Consider the following 16,663-nt stretch of genomic DNA (forward strand, 5'->3'; position numbering starts at 1 on the left):
AGCAGGTGAAAGAAATGTCTGGATTTACAATAGGACAGCAGGCGTCGTGCAGTAAAACGATAACAGAAACCGATTTTGTTTTATTCGCCGGTTTAAGCGGCGATTTTAACCCGATCCATATCGATCGCGAGTATGCGAAGAAAACAAGATTTAACCAGCGGATTGCCCATGGTTTATTAACCTCAAGCTTACTGTCGCAACTTCTCGGAATGCATTTACCGGGAAAAGGCTCCGTGTATATGGAACAGACGGTACGTTTCAAAGCCCCTGTTTTTATCGGGGACACCATCACCGCAACAGCCACTGTCGATGAATTTATCAAAGAAAAGAACATCTTAAAGTTGTTAACTGAATGCCATAATCAAAAGGAGGAGCTTGTACTGACAGGATCAGCTGTAATGATGGTTCCGAAGGAGGAGGCAGAAATATCGTGAATATTGGGATTGAAGCAACAAGTACTTATTTTCCAAACGAGATCGAAACAGCGGCCGTCTTAGCCGAAAAGACAGGGATCCCTGAAAATGTGATCATTGATAAGTTTGGTTTATACCAAAAGCATGTAGCTGATGATACGATGCATGCTTCCGACCTCGCGATCGCAGCGGCGCGCCCGATTTTAGCCAAAGTAGATCCTTTATCGATTGATGTGGTCATCTATTTTGGCAGCCCACATAAAGACTACCATGTTTGGTCGAGTGCCCCGAAGATTCAGTATGAGCTTGGAACGAAAAATGCCTACGCCTTTGAAATTATGAATGTGAGCTCCTGCTTCCCGATTGCTTTAAAGGTTGCCAAGGACATGCTGAAATCCGATCAATCGATTCACAACATTTTGCTTGTCGGTGGTTGTAAGGAATCGCAAATTATTGATTACGATAATCCGCGTTCACGATTTATGTTTAATTTCGCCGATGGCGGAAGTGCTGTTTTAGTTAAACGGGGAGCAAAAATGAGCGACATTTTAGAAAGCGCTATCATAACAGATGGTTCTTTTCATGATGATGTCCGAATTCCCGCAGGTGGATCTAAACGTTTTGCCAGCTTTGAAACCGTTGAAAAGCGGGAGCATTATATTGATGTCGTCGATCCTGCAGGCATGAAAGCACGGCTCGATCCACTGTCTATTCCATATTTCACAGAAGTGATTCGCAAATCACTAAAAAAGAGCGGATTTACGCCAGAGGATATTAAAATACTTTTGCCGCTGCATACAAAACGTTCAATGTTCAGGGAATTGTTACAATCATTGAATCTACCCGAGGAGAAGGCATTGTACTTGGATCATCATGGGCATATGTCAGCACTTGATCCCTGTATCGGCCTCCATTTTGCCAGTGAACAAGGAAAGTTAGAGCCCGGAGATATTGCCGTCACTGTCAGTGCTGGCACCGGATATACTTGGGCCGCGACAGTTATCGAATGGAAAGGGGAAAAGACATGAAACAAATTGTGCGATTGTCGATCATGATTGTCATATCGATCGACAGCAATCTGTCGCGGCACAAAAAGTTGGCCGGCGTAGCTTCCATAACCTAATGGTCCACCGTGATAAGAACGGAAATATCATCATTGCTGATGGGCTGCTGCAGCGAATTCAATTCTTTAAGAAAGCAAACTAAATGGGGGAATGAAGGATGAAAGAAAAACAACGTCATTGGCTTAACACGCTGATCTCGACATGGATAATCGGTTTACTTTTGATAACAGCAGCGTGCTCTGGCGGAAAAGCAAATTCTAGTGAAACGAGTAAAGACACCATTAAGGTGGGTGTTCTCGCTTCGCTGACAGGCGCTCTTGAGTCGTATGGGAAACAAACAGTCGAGGGATTTGAGCTCGGGCTCGATTATGCAACCGAAGGAAAACGTGAAGTGGCTGGCAAAAAGATTGAATTTGTTGTAGAAGACACGGAGACAAAACCGGATGTTGCTGTTAAAAAAGCGACAAAATTGCTGGAGGAAGATGAAGTTGACTTCCTGGTTGGTTCATCAAGCTCAAGTGACACTTTGGCAGTATTGCCGCTTGCGGAGGAATATGAAAAAGTAATGGTTGTGGAACCTGCCGTTGCTGACAGTATTACAGGGGAGAACTGGAACCGATACATTTTCAGAACGGGGCGAAACTCTTCCCAGGATGCGGTTGCCGGTGCGACTGCAATCGCTGAAAAAGGAGTTAAAATCGCTACACTCGCTCAAGATAATGCGTACGGGCGAGAGGGAGTGGCTGCATTTAAAGAAGGAGCGGAAAAACTGGGAGCAGAGATTATCAATGAACAATATGCCGATGCAGCCTCAACAGATTTTACGGCGAACATTCAAAATATTATTAGCTCAAAGCCGGATTATTTATTTATCGTATGGGCTGGTTCGAACGCTCCCTGGAAGCAATTAAAGGATATGCAAGTCGAAAACCAGGGAATCAAAATTTCAACGGCTGCACAGGATATCGCGTCATTAAAAACGATGGATGCACTTATTGGAATGGAAGGTTTCTCGATTTATTATCATACACTTCCAGACAACAAAGTGAATGATTGGTTAGTTGAAGAGCATAAAAAACGGAATGATGGGGCAATTCCAGACTTGTTCACTGCTGGTGGAATGTCAGCGGCTATTTCGATCGTCGAAGCATTAAAACAGGCCGAGGGAGATACCAATATTGATACTCTCATTGAGACGATGGAAGGAATGGAATTTGAAACGCCGAAGGGACCGATGAAATTCCGGGCTGAAGACCATCAAGCGTTGCAGGCACTTTATGCGATCACACTGGAAAAACAAGACGGTATCGACCATCCTGTTCCTGTTTTAGTGAAAGAATTAAGTATGGAAGAAACAGAGCCTCCAGTACGGAATAAATAAGTGTGGGAATTAATTTCAGAATAATCAAAAAGAAGGGGATGAATCATGCATCTCCTTCTTGTTTGAAAACGAATAAAAGAATAGGAGGCTTTTACTTGGAAAATTTACTAGAAGCCCGTAATCTCTCTGTCTCTTTTGGAAAACATCAAGTCATTAAAGACGTTCATCTAAATATTCCAAAAGGAAAGCTGACGTCGATTATTGGACCGAACGGGGCAGGAAAAACTACTTTATTTAATCTGTTAAGCGGGCAGCTTTCCCCGACAGAAGGAGAGATTTACTTTAAGGAGCAGAATATTACCAGGTTATCCATTGCAAACAGGACCCGGCTCGGCATCGGGCGCTCTTTTCAGCTTATTAATATTTTTCCTGACTTGACAGTGCTTGAAAATGTCCGGCTCGGCGTGCAGTCATTTGCTAAAGATTATTATCGGTTATTTCCAAAACGATCCGAATTCCGGCAGCAGCAAAAACAAGCAAGGTATCTTCTTGAAGTTGTTTTGCTTCAGGAAAAAGAAGGAGTCCTTGCAAAAGACCTGGCACATGGAGAGAAGCGGAAATTGGAACTTGCGATGCTATTAGCACTTAACACAGATTTATTGTTGCTTGATGAACCAACAGCCGGAATATCGATAGAAGAAGTTCCGGCCATTTTACAAGTGATCGAGAATATCAAAAAAGAAAGCGGCAAAACAATTGTCCTAATTGAGCACAAAATGGAAATGATCCTTCATCTCTCAGACCATCTTGTCGTGTTGTTTCACGGGGAGTTATTGGCTGAAGGGATACCTGCAGAGATTATCAAAGATGAACGTGTGCAATCTGCTTATTTAGGGGGTCTATATCATGACACTTTTAAAGGTCGTTAATATAGAGACGTATTTAGATCAGTTCCATATTTTACAGGGTGTTTCGTTTAGCGTCAACAAAGGTTCGATTACCGTATTGTTTGGAAGAAATGGTGCCGGAAAGACAACAACGCTCCGTTCGATTATGGGCTTTCATACTATTGCCAATGGAGCTGTTTACTACGGCGAAGAGAAGGTCAGCGGTTTGCCGACCCATACGATTTCGCAAAAAGGAATTGGCTATGTGCCGGAAAACCAGGGTATATTTTATGACTTAACGGTGGAAGAAACATTCTCCCTCGCCCAAATGAAAAAAAGTCTCCAGACGGAAGAGAAAGTTGATTGGATGCTTCAGTTATTTCCAGACTTGAAAAAGTTCTGGCATAAAAAAAGCGGCTTATTAAGCGGAGGGCAAAAACAGATGCTTGCTATTTCGCGAGCTTATATTAATAGTTCCGGTCTGATGTTAATTGACGAGCCGAGTAAAGGATTGTCACCAATTATGGTTGAAAAGCTTATGGAATCGATTTTAAAGATGAAGGAAAAAACAACCGTACTGCTTGTCGAACAAAATTTTTTAATGGCAAGTCAAATTGGCGAGTATTTCCACATTATGGATGACGGGAAGATTGTCCATAACGGCCTTATGAGTGATCTGAAAGAAGATAAAGAAACATGCCAAAAATATTTAGGGATTGCCTGATGTTATAAGGAGGTGCAATGAAAGTGGAAGTGCTGGTGAATTTATTTGTAAATGGTGTGTCAACTGGGATGCTCATTTTTTTGTTAGCATCAGGGCTTACACTAATTTTTGGGCTCATGAGTGTCCTGAATTTTGCCCATGGCGGCTTGTTTGCCTGGGGAGCTTATACGGGTGTATGGCTATTTAACGAAACCGGCAGCTTTATTTTGGCGATAATCGGTGCCATTGCGATGGGAATGCTCCTCGGCTGGATATTGGAAAAATTTTTGATTAGCCCGGTGTATGGAAACCATGTTCTTCAGCTTCTAGTTACGCTCGGCGGTATGCTTGTCTTAACTGAATGCTTGAAAGTGTTTTGGGGACCTAACCCGATTCGCGCTTCATTGCCGACCTGGCTGCAAGGAAGCCTTGTGTTTGACGGCATCATCTTGATCAAATATCGACTATTTGTCATTGTCATTGGCTTGATCATCTACGCCGGCTTATTGCTGTTGTTGAAGAAAACGAAAATAGGACTGATGATCCGTGCCGGTGTTATTGATAAAGAGATGGTCCAGGCACTTGGCATCAACATCAAAGCCATTTTCTCCTTCGTATTTTTATTGGGAGCCGGGATGGCTGCATTGGGTGGTTCGTTGCTCGCGCCGTATTCCGGTGTGGTGTATGCAGAAATGGGTATGCAGTATGCTATTTTAGCCTTTATCGTCGTTATTATTGGCGGGATGGGGAGCGTCCAGGGTTCTGCTGTGGCTTCCTTGATCGTCGGGATAGCAGGAGCCTTTATCGCGTATTATCTTCCTGATTTATCGCTTGCCATGAATATGTTGCTGCTTGTGTTCGTCTTATTGGTTAAGCCGACAGGATTTTTTGGTGAAAAAGGGGTGAGCTCTTCATGACCGAATTTTCTAAACGAATCCATCTACCCTGGGGGATAGCCATTCTTTTCTTTTTAATGTTATTTCCGGTTGTAAATGATTCCCGGAGCATGCTTATTCTGTTTACGCAAATATTTATTTTCGCTATTTTTGCGATGAGCTTTGATATCCTCTTGGGTTATACGGGAATTGTTTCATTTGGGCACTGTATGTTTTTTGGGATAGGTTCCTATAGTATTGCGCTCATGCTCGATCGTTATGAGGCAACGTTAATCAACTTTTTCATTGCAGTATGTGTTGCAGTTGTTTTGGCGGCGCTGGTTAGTTATGTAATTGGCATGATGTCGCTGCGATTAAAAAGCCATTTTTACGCGATGCTTACACTTGCTGTTTCCCAACTGTTCCTTGTGCTTGCGGAAAAATGGCGGACGTTGACACATGGCGGAGATGGCTTCACTTTCCATGTACCCGATATTTTTCGGGACCGGTTCTCTTTTTACTACATCTCGTTAATTAGTCTTGTCGTCCTTTTTCTATTGCTGCGTCTTTTCACGACATCATCTTTAGGAAAAGTACTCAAAGCGATTTCTCAAAATGAGCAGCGGGCCGAAGCACTCGGCTATAAAATCCTGCATTATAAAGTTATTGCCAGTATTGTAGCGGGAACTGTGGCGGCCTTTAGCGGAGCATTATATGTAGTAACTCTCCGGTTTGTCAATACGACAGTTTTTTCGATTGAAACGACTTTGGATGCGTTATTGATGACGATGATTGGCGGATTGGGAACACTGGCGGGGGCAATTGCCGGGGCAGGAGTGGTGGAATTTATCCAGCATTTCTTATCAGAGCTTGCGGGAGACTACCCGATATTTGAAAGGTGGTCGATCTTCCTTGGGCTCTTATACATCATTGTCTTATTGGCGTTTCCATCTGGCCTGGCCGGAGCGGTACAGACATTGACTAACAGGAAAAGAAAAAAAGCAAAAGAAGAAAAGCTCAAACAAGCTGCATGATAGCAAAAAAAATTCCGGCTAAAGTTTAGCCGGAATTTTCATCTATAAGACTATCAATTAATGGGAGTGCATGCCAAATGACATCACCCATACAGTACCTGCGACAATGATAATCGCAGTAAAGATGCCATAAATTACGTTAATCGTTTGTGTTTTGCCATCTTCGCCTTCATTCATGTGCATAAACATTGTTAACTGAAGGGCAGCCTGCAGCACAGCTAATGTGCCGATAATCATCATGATCACTTTGAACGATAAATTGGTTTTCAGCGCTATGCCTGCTGCGGCCAACGTTAAAACCAATGAGATTACGAATCCTACGACATGGCTGATTGGAAAAGCGTTTGTTTTCTTATCCATCTAGGCCACCATCCCTTTTAAATAAACGAATGTAAAAATGAAAATCCAAATAACATCAAGGAAGTGCCAGTACAAACCGATAATGAACGTTTTCCGTGCCGTTACCGGGGTTAGTCCTCGTTTCACAAGCTGGATAATAATCATAATAGCCCAGCCAATCCCGAGTGTTACGTGAGCTCCATGAGTTCCGAGCAGAACGAAAAAGCTCGATAGGAAGGCGCTGGTTTGCATCGTTGCGCCTTTATGGACGTAATGCGTGAATTCATTTATTTCCATGAAAAGGAACCCTGCACCGAGCAATAAGGTAATGACCAGCCATGCTATCAGTCCCTTCAGGTTGCCGCGGCGCATTTCAAAGATTGCCAGTCCCATCGTGAAGCTGCTTGTTAATAGCAAGAGTGTCTGGATCATAACTTCTTTTATCATAATAATATCCTGATGGGTTGGACCGCCTGCATAACGTTGGTAAAGCACTGCGTAAACACCGAAAAGCGTGGCAAATAAAACAATTTCAGCGCCAAGGAAAATCCAGAACCCGAGAATGTTCAGGCGGCTTTGCTCTGTTTGGTATTCCAAAGGCAATGACGTATTGACATTAGCTGACATGATTATTCACCTCTCCTTCGACGTTTCTCCAAGCATGTTCTGTTTCTTTGATTTCCTCAACTGGAACGTGGTATCCATCGTTATAATCAAATGAACGAACGATTAATCCGGCAATAATACCGAGACCTGCAATGGCCGCAGCGATATGCCATTCGAATACGAGGAAGAATCCTGCAATACCGAATACAACACACATAATGAAAGGCAGGCCGGAATTGCTTGGCATGTGAATTTCTTCGATTTCTTTATCTGAAAGTGTTAAACCTGTTTTCGTTTTCTTCATGTGCCAGAAGGCATCCTGTGTTTCTACTTCATGCAATTTTGCAAAATTATAGTGCTGAACAGGTGATGCTGTTGCCCATTCCAATGTTCTTGCATCCCAAGGATCGCTTGAAATGTTGCGATCCGCATAACGGATGCTCCAATAGATGTTATAGCAGAAGACTGCAAAGCCAGCCGCAAGAATCAGTGAGCCGATGGCCGACAAGCCAAACAATGGCGCAAATCCTGATTCAGCTGAATACGTGTAAGCCCGGCGTACGGCTCCGTTTAAGCCAAGGAAGAACATCGGCATGAAAGTAAGATTGAAACCAATCACAAACAGCCAGAAATGCCATTTTCCAAGTCTTTCGTTCAGCATATGCCCAAACATTTTTGGCCACCAGTAGTAAAGTGCACCAAATACGGCAAACACGACACCAGGAATAAGCACGTAATGGAAGTGAGCGACCAGGAACAGCGTGTTATGGTACTGGTAGTCAGCTGCACCCATTCCAAGCATAACACCCGTTACGCCTCCAATAACAAAACATGGAACGAAAGCGAGTGCCCAAAGCATCGGTGTAGCCATTTTAATCCGGCCCTTTCGCATCGTGAATAGCCAGTTGAAGACTTTTACACCAGTTGGTACGGCGATTGCCATTGTTGTGATTGAGAAGAATGAGTTTACACCAGGTCCTGCACCCATTGTATAGAAGTGATGGACCCAAACAACCATACTTAACACGGCAATACCGACAATCGAGCCGACCATTGATTTATAGCCGAATAACGATTTACGCGAAAATGTCGCAATAATCTCTGAAAAAATACCGAAAGCAGGCAAAGCTACGATATATACTTCCGGGTGGGCCCATAACCAGAAAAGGTTAGCCCAGAGCATATCCATTCCGCCGCCGGACAGCGTGAAGAAGTGAGTTCCATAAAGGCGGTCAAATGTCATTAGTGCAAGGGCGACTGTGAAAATAGGGAAAGCCGCTACGATAATAACAGACGTTACTAATGTAGTCCATGTGAACATTGGCATCTTCATCAATGTCATGCCTTTAGTCCGCATTTTTAGAATCGTCACGATGAAGTTAATCCCTGTCATTAATGTACCGATCCCAGCAATCTGAAGGGCAACGGCATAATAGTTATTGCCGATTCCCGGACTAAATTCTTTTCCTGCCAGAGGAAAATATGAAGTCCAGCCTGCATCCGGTGAACCACCGATGACAAAGGAAATATTGAAAAGCATCGCACCGCTAAAGAATAACCAGAAGCTTAAGGCATTCAGTTGCGGGAAAGCCACGTCTCTTGCACCAATTTGCAGCGGAATCACGACGTTCATTAAACCGATCAGGAAAGGCATCGCCATGAACAAAATCATAATGACTCCGTGTGTTGTAAAAACTTCATTATAATGCTGTGCGTCCAAAAGTTGCATTTCAGGACGTGATGTCTGTACTTTCATCATCAATCCATCCATGCCGCCACGGAAAAACATCAACACTGCCGAAATAATGTACATAATCCCAATTCGTTTATGATCTACAGTGGTCAGCCATTCCGTCCACAGCCATTTCCACTTCTTCAAATAAGTAATTCCAGCAATTATACCAATCATAGTTAAAAGAATGGCAATCTGTGAACCTAGTAATAATGGGTCTCCAGTTAATAAAATCTCATCCCATTTAATGCCCATGATGGTCACCTCCATCGGCTTGTTCAGTATCTGCATGTTGTTCATGTCCTTCATGTCCTTCATGTTGTTCATGTCCTTCATGCTTATGCTCTTGGTCGTTACCTGTTTTGTTCTTATAGTTGTCTTCTTCCTCAAACGTTTTGCCCCGGTAACCGTGAGTCTTGTAAAGATCAGGGTTTGTATAGGTCTTCGAATCCATTTCCGAGTGGTCAACCCACGCTAAATGCGTGTTTGAAAAAGTCAGTCGGCCCAAATGTGTTGGTTCGAGCAATTTCTCATACTCTTTTTCAGTCAGCTTTGGAGCAGTTGCTTTAGCCTCGTTGACCCACTTGTCAAATTCATCTTCAGTCTGGGCAAGAACTTCGAACTGCATTTCTGCATAACCTTTTCCGTTAAAGTTTGAGTTTCTGCCTTCATAGGATCCTGGATTGTCGGCAACCAGATACAGTTGCGTTTCCATCTTACCCATTGTGTACTTCTGGCCGCCCAACGCAGGAACCCAGAAAGATTGCATCGTACTTGCAGAGGTAAGCTTAAAGTTGACTGGAGTATCCTCAGGAATATTCACATAGTTTATAGTTTCAATTCCTTGTTCCGGATAGCTGAAGATCCATTTCCAATCGGCAGAAGTTACATGGATTGTAATCGGTTCTTTATTTTCATAGCCTTTAGGCACATCTTCCAATGCATAAAGCGTTTTAACTGTCGGAATCGTCAAGGCAATAACGATCAAAATCGGGATGCCGGTCCAAATAATTTCAAGAAGCGTGCTCCCGTGTTCTTCTGGTGGTTCGTAATCCATGTTTTCTTTTCTTTCTCTGTATTTCCAAACGATGTAAGCAAATAATGCAAACACAACCGCCACTACGAGTAGCATCCACCATAGAGACCAATTGATTAATTCCATAATGGATCTGGCTGCAGGACCTTGAGGCTCAAATACAACCATGTCCGGTACGCAGCCACTTAAGAATATGACTGGAATTACTGCAAGAAGAGAAACCAGTTTATTGATTGGCTTCACCAATGTTCACTCCTTTATAGGAAATTATTGTTCAATACATCACAAAAAATGCTCAATTGTTCACACAATAAATAAGCATAAACCCTTGACCAAGACATTTTGATTAACACTATACATATGATGTTAACATAATTATACTGAAAAAATTGTGACAAAAACGGGAAGGAATTAACTTACAATTTTAGTTTGCCTGAGCATTTTTGTTGCATTACATAGAGGTCGATCGCTTGAAGGATTGAAAGTGACTCGAATGATAGTTTTCGAGTATAGTTTTCCCAAATTTATCAAATGGTAGTTAAGGCGGCAACAGGAAGAGAAGTTGCCGTTAAAAAAGACTATCGTTAACAGTAGAATAATATTTTATTACGATAATGTCTAATATATTGATTTTCCTGAGAAGGTACGTTTATGGAGGGAAGCTATCCTGGCTGAAATAAAATTGATCCCATTATTGAAAATATGGATGAAGGATCCAGCGGGAGCTATTTTAAAATCACGGTAAAGGGTATGTTATTTTATATGCCAGGAATTTGTTACAATGGAAATTAGTTTTCTTTCTTGGGAAGTACACAAATATAGTGAACCAGAAAGGGTGTGTCCAGATGAAGAAAAAATATCAACTGATAACGCCTTCCATACTGGCTATCATCTCTCTCACCGCATTTAGTTTTATGGCGTTCTCAATCAGCAGCTCCAAACTCATACGCTTTGATAATATCGTGATTGCCTATATTCAAGGGGTTGAATCACTTTATCTAACATCGGTCATGAAATTTTTCACTCTTATTGGATCTGCACCTGTGATCGTGATTCTTTCGCTGATATTTTTGTTTTTAATTAGGAAATTTTTGGATGATCGTTCAGAACTAACATTATATATTGCCGTCACCGCCGGATCAGCTGTTTTAAATCAACTATTAAAGCTGATATTTCAGCGGGCCCGCCCCGACTTGCACCGCTTAATTGAGATAGGTGGCTATAGTTTTCCGAGTGGACATGCCATGAATGCAATGTCGGTATATGGGATATCGACATTCTTGCTCTTGAGACATATTCCCAGCAAATCGGGACGCAGAATTTTGATTATGTTCAGCGTCTTTATGATTTGTATAATCGGAATAAGCCGAATTTATTTAGGAGTCCATTACCCAAGTGATATTATCGGCGGTTATTTAGCAGGTGGACTTTGGCTTGGATTTACAATCTGGTTGTTTCAGCGTTTAAAAGGAAAAATGGTAAATGCAGATGGTGGCTGAGCTGATTTGGAATCTGCCAATTCGATCAGTTTTAATCTATGTGTTTCTTTAACGTTTATCCTCTTGTTATAATGAGAATTATGATATTATCCTGGACATTAAAATTCAGGAGCTAGTTTAGCAGCATATTTTGGAACTAAAAAGACAATGGTTGGAGAAATAAAATATTTATTTATAGGGAGAAAATCAAAATGGAAAACTGGATAACGGAAATAATGAATAATTACGGATATATGGGGATATTTTTGCTTATCGCATTAGAAAATATTTTTCCACCGATCCCATCAGAGGTCATTTTAACATTCGGCGGCTTTATGACAACGACATCAAATATGAGTATAACCGGAGTGGTCGCAGTCTCTACTCTTGGGTCCGTTGCCGGGGCAGCCGTTCTTTACTGGGTTGGCTTGCTGATTAATATAGAACGAATCGAAAAGATCGTCGAAAAATGGGGACATATTCTCCGTTTAACAAAAAAAGACGTTCATAAAGCAAATGAATGGTTTGACAGGTATGGGTTTTGGACGGTTTTCTTCTGCAGGCTGATCCCTTTGATCAGAAGCCTTATTTCGGTACCGGCAGGTATGGCTCGGATGAACTTTGGGATTTTTCTCATTTTTACAACAGCAGGAACACTCATTTGGAATATCATCCTCGTCAACATCGGAGCCGCGGTTGGCTCTTCCTGGGAAACCATTGTTGGCTATATGGATATCTATTCAAATGTGGTTTACGCTATTTTGGCAGTTATACTTATTTTATTCGCCGCTCTCTTTATAAAAAATCGCTTAATTACTAAGAAATAAGTCGTTCCTGTTGGGAGAAGGTCTTAATGATCAAAACATATGCTATTACTCATTCGTATAAACTGGTCTATGACATAGCTATTGAGGAGCTTATTTCAAATGACTATTTGTGGTATTGGATTGATTTTTCAGAACCGACCGCTGACGAACTTCTGATATTACAGCATCCCCTCCGCTTCCATCCACTTGCGATTGAAGATTGTACGGTCAGACTACAACGCCCGAAGCTCGACTATTATGAGGAACAAGTCTTTTTTGTAACGCATAGTGTAAATCCTGAAACGTTCGAAAAAGAAGAAGTAAATGTATTTCTTGGTGAGCATTATATTGTCACTTTTCACCAACATCAATCAAATGAAATTGAGGAAGTATGGGGTCGGCTTCACGAATCGTCCAAGTTGGAGCGATGGGATCAATATCTTGTTTTATACCATTTAATCGATAAGCTAGTCGATAATTATTTTCCCATCATTTATAAAATAGAAGATACTCTTACTGAAATAGAAGATAATTCCACAAATAAGAGTATGGAAGAACTGCTCGAAGGCTTATTTGACACACGGCACGATCTATTATCATTTAGACATACGGTTTCTCCTATGAAGGATTTGTTATACCGTATGCTAAATTCCCATCGGCTTACAAATTTGCAACATAGAAAAGAATATTTTGCTGACATTCATGATCATTTACTTAAATTATCGGAAATGATTGATACGAATAGAGAAATAACAATGGATATCCGCGATAGCTACCTTTCATTAAATGCCAATCAGTCTAACCGCGTCATGAAGGTATTAACGGTTATCACAACGATTTTTATGCCATTAACGTTTATTGCAGGGGTTTACGGAATGAACTTTGAAAACATGCCGGAATTGACCTGGAAATACGGGTACTTTGCAACATTATTTGTCATGTTTGCAGTAGGATTTGGGATGGCGATATGGTTTAAAAAGAAAGGCTGGTTTAAATAATCGGGCCCAACTCGGAAATAACATTTTTTCGGGTTGGGCCTTCATTTTTGTGACACGAATTGACACAATTCTCTTTTTCCCCTATGTAAAAATCAGGGAATCCCCTGATGGTAGAATTTTCATTTATCTAGTAAACTAAGCTACCATATACCACTAATACATCATGATTATGGGGGAAATGTAAATGAAATGGACAATTGGTAAAAAGTTGATTGGTGGATTTTTATCTGTGGCAGCTTTACTAGGATTAATCAGTGGAATTTTTTATTACTCCTTGAACAAAACTGATAAATCTTATGATGATCTCGTCAATAGACGGGCAATTATTGCGCTTAATGCTAAGGAAATGCAGGCACTTGCATTGGAACAAACTAATTTTCTGCGAGGTTACCTGATCACGGGCGATGCAGAAAACATCAATAAGCTACAAGAAGCAAATTCAGAAATGGACAAGCTGATTGACGAAACAAACGATCTAGTTGTTCTCAAAGACTTTAAAAAAACTTTAAATGATCTGACGGATTATAATGCTGAATTTAAGTCGAGGTATGAAAAATTACTCAAATTGCCTCAAGAAGATAATCAGGTCCTTGTCGATTTTTTTCTTAGTGACGTATTCCCGATCGGCAAGGAATTGGCACCGCAAGCAGAATCGATTGCCAATGGCCAAAGAGAAATCATGGATACATCAGCAATAGAGACAAGCGAACAGGTTAAATCAACGCAGGTTTTGGTAGCGATATTAAGTGTTATTGCATGTGTGGGAGCAGTTGTTATTGGAGTCTTCTTGTCAAGAATGATTTCCAAACCAATCCAAACCGTATCAACAGCATTAACCCAAGTCGCAGGCGGCGATCTGACCGTGGCGGAAATGAAGGTGAAATCACAGGATGAAGTGGCAGATCTGATGCTCGCGACGAATAAGATGGTTCAGGATCTTCGTTCTATATTGTCAAAAGTTCGAGACGCTTCAGTTCAAGTAGCAGCGTCCTCGGAAGAACTGACAGCAGGTGCAGAGCAAACGACAAAAGCGACCGAACAAATTGTGTCTGCCACCCAACAATTGGCAGCTGGATCAGAAAAACAATTGAGTTCCGTCTTTGAAACTGCGACAGCGGTCAATCAGATGTCAGAGGGGATACAGCAAATCGCTGTTAATAGTGAGGAAGTCACAGGCCTGGCGGAAAACGCCTCCGAGGCGTCTGCAGAGGGAGTCAACGCTGTTAAGTCAGTTTTGGAACAGATGAATGAAATTGATGTAACCGTCCAAGAAACAGCCACAATCATCGAAACTCTTGGTGATCGATCCAACGAGATTGGCAAGATTGTTTCGATGATCACCGAAATTGCCAGTCAAACTAATTTACTCGCATTAAATGCAGCGATCGAGGCTGCCCGGGCCGGTGAAATGGGAAGGGGGTTTGCGGTCGTAGCCGACGAAGTCCGTAAGCTTGCCGAAGAATCTGCAAGCTCTGCCCAACAGATTGCCGAATTGATTGGAAAAATTCAAACAGAAACTGAAAGCGCAGTCGAATCAATGAATCGCGGCACAGAAAAAGTGGCTGATGGCGTTGCCAGAACGCAACAGGTGAGCGAAACATTTATTGTTATTGAATCTGCCGTAGCAAATGTAACAGGAAAAGTGCAAGAAGTCGCGGCTACCGTTCAACAAATGTCTGCCGGCAGCCAACAAATTGTCAGCTCTATGGACGTGGTCAACAAAACAGCCGAGGAAAGCGCGAGTGCGAGCCAACAAACATCGTCTGCCAGCCAGGAATCTCTCGCGACGATGGAAGAGGTCTCATCTTCAGCGCTGGCACTTTCTCAACTCGCTGAAGAACTGCAACTGACGATTGCCCAATTTAAGATTTAATGATGGACGAATATAATCGGGAAATAGATTAATAGCTAAAACAAGGACCCTTGGATATCGAGGGTTTTTGTTGTGCAAAAAAATTGAATCCGGTTGAGCCGCTTCGCGGATAATATGTTGTTGTTCGCGGATATATAATCTCGCCAGCTCGTCTGTGCTTCTTTCATTGGGATTATTGCTGTTTTGTAATATTGTCAGTAGGAAGAAACTCGTACATAGCTTGTTCTTTTATGAAATTTCATGAGTGTTGATTATCCATAATTAGACAAACCTATCCCGTTATTCGTACTGTACTTACTTATGACGAGTGCCATTTCTGAGGCCCAGTCTATCGGAAGCGCGCATTCAAACCACTTTCGTTGAAAAGAAATAAAAGATAATTTCGTGAAAATACTGCCTTTTGACGAGCAATCATAAAGCCACTTGAGGAGAACGAAAGCGATTAGTGCGGCATATAGCTGATTATAGACTGCGTTTTCCGTTGTCCCGAACAAAACGGGTACATTTAAGTTCTGTTTAATCCATCTGAAAAAAGTTTCAATCTGCCATCGCGTTTTATACATTTCGGCAATCACTTCTGCCGAAACCTTCATTAAGTCGGTTACCACCCGTATTTCACGCTTCTTGTCATCTTTGAAGAAAATAACACGATGACGCTTTTCAGAACGTGATTGTGGAGTCCCTAACTGACAAGTAATATCCTTGGTGACCCGGGAAGGCTCTTCGACTAACCGTTTTAAGGAATGGGGGCGATGAATTTCAATGTTGTCTTTCATGCGGATAACAAAAGATTGGCCATCTTCGACAAATTGATCAATGCGCTTAATTTTAAAATAGGCACGGTCCTCTACCAATATAAAACGAGGGTCGGCGAATTTTTCACCAACTGGCCCATCGTGGACAAGTCCGGTTGATTCCATGACTTTTAAAGGCATTCCCGTTTTTGGTGTAAAACCAACATGCAGTTTTACACCTGACCGTTGACCATGATAAACAGCCCATGGAAGCCGTGTTTTCCCAACTGTGATCGTAGTGGAATCTACTATTAGGAGCTGTTTTGGAATCTTGAGGGCTCGGCGTGTCTCGCGATTGCATTTTGAAACAACAAGCTCAAATACTTGCTTGAATACTTGAAAATCCACGCTGGCTGCTTTTTTTGAGAGTGTAGAGTGGTCGACGCTGGGAAGGTCAAAGTTTTCACCAACATCAGCACTGTGACGGAAACTCTTCCATTCATTTGCTGCAGCCGTAACAAGATATTGAACGAGATGGAAAATAGTCAGTTTTCGTGCTGTATCATGATAACCTATCGCTTTTTTTATGGTTTCCATTTCATCTTCTAAAATAATCTTTTGGACCAAATTCGGGAATGTGGTATTCTTAATCATAAGGACACCTCTTTCTTGAGTTTGGTGGGTCGTACTTCCATCCTACAAGAAAAGTGTCTTTTTTTCATTTATTTTACTGTATAAAACTGGTTAATCAACACGCCTGATGA

The 16,663-nt window shown here is 41.8% G+C and carries 16 protein-coding genes and 1 pseudogene; 12 read left to right on the forward strand and 5 right to left on the reverse strand.

Going from position 1 to position 16,663, the window contains the following annotated elements; translation table 11 throughout:
- The first annotated feature begins 14 nt into the window (after window positions 1–14).
- From CVD23_RS06200 to CVD23_RS06230, 8 genes and pseudogenes are all read left to right on the forward strand, one after another.
- On the forward strand, window positions 15–434 hold the full coding sequence (locus CVD23_RS06200; protein ID WP_101665496.1) for a MaoC family dehydratase: 420 nt from the start codon (window positions 15–17) through the stop codon (window positions 432–434).
- Window positions 431–1,441 carry a 3-oxoacyl-ACP synthase gene (locus CVD23_RS06205; protein WP_101665497.1) on the forward strand — a complete coding sequence of 337 codons (1,011 nt, stop codon included), beginning with the start codon at window positions 431–433 and terminating at the stop codon, window positions 1,439–1,441. The genes CVD23_RS06200 and CVD23_RS06205 overlap by 4 nt, the downstream gene beginning before the upstream one ends.
- A gap of 106 nt (window positions 1,442–1,547) precedes the next feature.
- Window positions 1,548–1,619 (forward strand): annotated as a pseudogene (locus tag CVD23_RS22800) (cell surface protein); the annotation flags it as partial.
- A gap of 15 nt (window positions 1,620–1,634) precedes the next feature.
- Entirely contained in the window at window positions 1,635–2,858 is a 1,224-nt protein-coding gene (locus CVD23_RS06210; RefSeq protein WP_101665498.1) for a substrate-binding domain-containing protein, read from the forward strand.
- Between the two features lie 95 nt (window positions 2,859–2,953).
- Window positions 2,954–3,727, forward strand: a complete 774-nt coding sequence (locus CVD23_RS06215; protein WP_101665499.1) for an ABC transporter ATP-binding protein — start codon at window positions 2,954–2,956, stop codon at window positions 3,725–3,727.
- On the forward strand, window positions 3,705–4,409 hold the full coding sequence (locus CVD23_RS06220) for an ABC transporter ATP-binding protein (protein WP_101575457.1): 705 nt from the start codon (window positions 3,705–3,707) through the stop codon (window positions 4,407–4,409). Before CVD23_RS06215 ends, CVD23_RS06220 begins: the two co-directional genes overlap by 23 nt.
- A 23-nt stretch (window positions 4,410–4,432) precedes the next feature.
- Entirely contained in the window at window positions 4,433–5,305 is an 873-nt protein-coding gene (locus tag CVD23_RS06225) for a branched-chain amino acid ABC transporter permease (protein WP_101575509.1), read from the forward strand.
- The gene (locus tag CVD23_RS06230) at window positions 5,302–6,297 is read left to right on the forward strand and encodes a branched-chain amino acid ABC transporter permease (RefSeq protein ID WP_101665500.1); all 996 of its coding nucleotides are present in this window, start codon (window positions 5,302–5,304) and stop codon (window positions 6,295–6,297) included. Before CVD23_RS06225 ends, CVD23_RS06230 begins: the two co-directional genes overlap by 4 nt.
- A 57-nt stretch (window positions 6,298–6,354) precedes the next feature.
- Here the strand turns inward: CVD23_RS06230 and qoxD are convergent, their stop codons facing one another.
- From qoxD to qoxA, 4 genes are read right to left on the reverse strand one after another with little or no spacing between them, the layout of a single operon-like run.
- The gene (gene qoxD / locus CVD23_RS06235; RefSeq protein ID WP_101575455.1) at window positions 6,355–6,657 is read right to left on the reverse strand and encodes a cytochrome aa3 quinol oxidase subunit IV; all 303 of its coding nucleotides are present in this window, start codon (window positions 6,655–6,657) and stop codon (window positions 6,355–6,357) included.
- Window positions 6,658–7,263 carry a cytochrome aa3 quinol oxidase subunit III gene (gene qoxC / locus CVD23_RS06240; RefSeq protein WP_101575454.1) on the reverse strand — a complete coding sequence of 202 codons (606 nt, stop codon included), beginning with the start codon at window positions 7,261–7,263 and terminating at the stop codon, window positions 6,658–6,660.
- The gene (gene qoxB, locus CVD23_RS06245) at window positions 7,253–9,229 is read right to left on the reverse strand and encodes a cytochrome aa3 quinol oxidase subunit I (protein WP_101575453.1); all 1,977 of its coding nucleotides are present in this window, start codon (window positions 9,227–9,229) and stop codon (window positions 7,253–7,255) included. The genes qoxC and qoxB overlap by 11 nt, the downstream gene beginning before the upstream one ends.
- Complete coding sequence (gene qoxA / locus CVD23_RS06250; protein ID WP_101665505.1) at window positions 9,219–10,244, reverse strand: cytochrome aa3 quinol oxidase subunit II; 1,026 nt, start codon at window positions 10,242–10,244, stop codon at window positions 9,219–9,221. Before qoxA ends, qoxB begins: the two co-directional genes overlap by 11 nt.
- A gap of 611 nt (window positions 10,245–10,855) precedes the next feature.
- Here qoxA and CVD23_RS06255 point away from each other — a divergent pair.
- From CVD23_RS06255 to CVD23_RS06270, 4 genes are all read left to right on the forward strand, one after another.
- Window positions 10,856–11,509 carry a phosphatase PAP2 family protein gene (locus CVD23_RS06255; RefSeq protein WP_101665501.1) on the forward strand — a complete coding sequence of 218 codons (654 nt, stop codon included), beginning with the start codon at window positions 10,856–10,858 and terminating at the stop codon, window positions 11,507–11,509.
- 191 nt (window positions 11,510–11,700) lie between these two features.
- Window positions 11,701–12,315 (forward strand): DedA family protein, encoded by a 615-nt coding sequence (locus CVD23_RS06260; RefSeq protein ID WP_101665502.1) that lies wholly within the window; start codon window positions 11,701–11,703, stop codon window positions 12,313–12,315.
- 26 nt (window positions 12,316–12,341) lie between these two features.
- Complete coding sequence (corA, locus tag CVD23_RS06265; protein WP_101575450.1) at window positions 12,342–13,292, forward strand: magnesium/cobalt transporter CorA; 951 nt, start codon at window positions 12,342–12,344, stop codon at window positions 13,290–13,292.
- 184 nt (window positions 13,293–13,476) lie between these two features.
- A complete protein-coding gene (locus tag CVD23_RS06270; RefSeq protein WP_101665503.1) occupies window positions 13,477–15,165 on the forward strand; it encodes a methyl-accepting chemotaxis protein in 1,689 nt (562 codons plus the stop codon).
- Window positions 15,166–15,416: 251 nt separating this feature from the next.
- Here CVD23_RS06270 and CVD23_RS06275 read toward each other — a convergent pair whose 3' ends face one another.
- Window positions 15,417–16,553, reverse strand: a complete 1,137-nt coding sequence (locus CVD23_RS06275; RefSeq protein WP_101665504.1) for an IS4 family transposase — start codon at window positions 16,551–16,553, stop codon at window positions 15,417–15,419.
- Window positions 16,554–16,663 lie beyond the last annotated feature (110 nt).

It is taken from the genome of Bacillus sp. V33-4 (genome assembly GCF_002860225.1).
Lineage (GTDB): Bacteria > Bacillota > Bacilli > Bacillales > Cytobacillaceae > Bacillus_BJ > Bacillus_BJ canaveralius.

What these genes read in the sequence shown, in the direction of transcription:
- CVD23_RS06260 (WP_101665502.1), top strand. Translation starts at nt 11,701, where the DNA reads ATGGAAAACTGGATAACGGAAATAATGAATAATTACGGATATATGGGG.
- CVD23_RS06200 (WP_101665496.1), top strand. Translation starts at nt 15, where the DNA reads ATGTCTGGATTTACAATAGGACAGCAGGCGTCGTGCAGTAAAACGATA.
- CVD23_RS06255 (WP_101665501.1), top strand. Translation starts at nt 10,856, where the DNA reads ATGAAGAAAAAATATCAACTGATAACGCCTTCCATACTGGCTATCATC.
- CVD23_RS06210 (WP_101665498.1), top strand. Translation starts at nt 1,635, where the DNA reads ATGAAAGAAAAACAACGTCATTGGCTTAACACGCTGATCTCGACATGG.
- qoxC (WP_101575454.1), bottom strand. Translation starts at nt 7,263, where the DNA reads ATGTCAGCTAATGTCAATACGTCATTGCCTTTGGAATACCAAACAGAG.
- qoxD (WP_101575455.1), bottom strand. Translation starts at nt 6,657, where the DNA reads ATGGATAAGAAAACAAACGCTTTTCCAATCAGCCATGTCGTAGGATTC.
- CVD23_RS06270 (WP_101665503.1), top strand. Translation starts at nt 13,477, where the DNA reads ATGAAATGGACAATTGGTAAAAAGTTGATTGGTGGATTTTTATCTGTG.
- CVD23_RS06230 (WP_101665500.1), top strand. Translation starts at nt 5,302, where the DNA reads ATGACCGAATTTTCTAAACGAATCCATCTACCCTGGGGGATAGCCATT.
- corA (WP_101575450.1), top strand. Translation starts at nt 12,342, where the DNA reads ATGATCAAAACATATGCTATTACTCATTCGTATAAACTGGTCTATGAC.
- qoxB (WP_101575453.1), bottom strand. Translation starts at nt 9,229, where the DNA reads ATGGGCATTAAATGGGATGAGATTTTATTAACTGGAGACCCATTATTA.
- CVD23_RS06220 (WP_101575457.1), top strand. Translation starts at nt 3,705, where the DNA reads ATGACACTTTTAAAGGTCGTTAATATAGAGACGTATTTAGATCAGTTC.
- CVD23_RS06275 (WP_101665504.1), bottom strand. Translation starts at nt 16,553, where the DNA reads ATGATTAAGAATACCACATTCCCGAATTTGGTCCAAAAGATTATTTTA.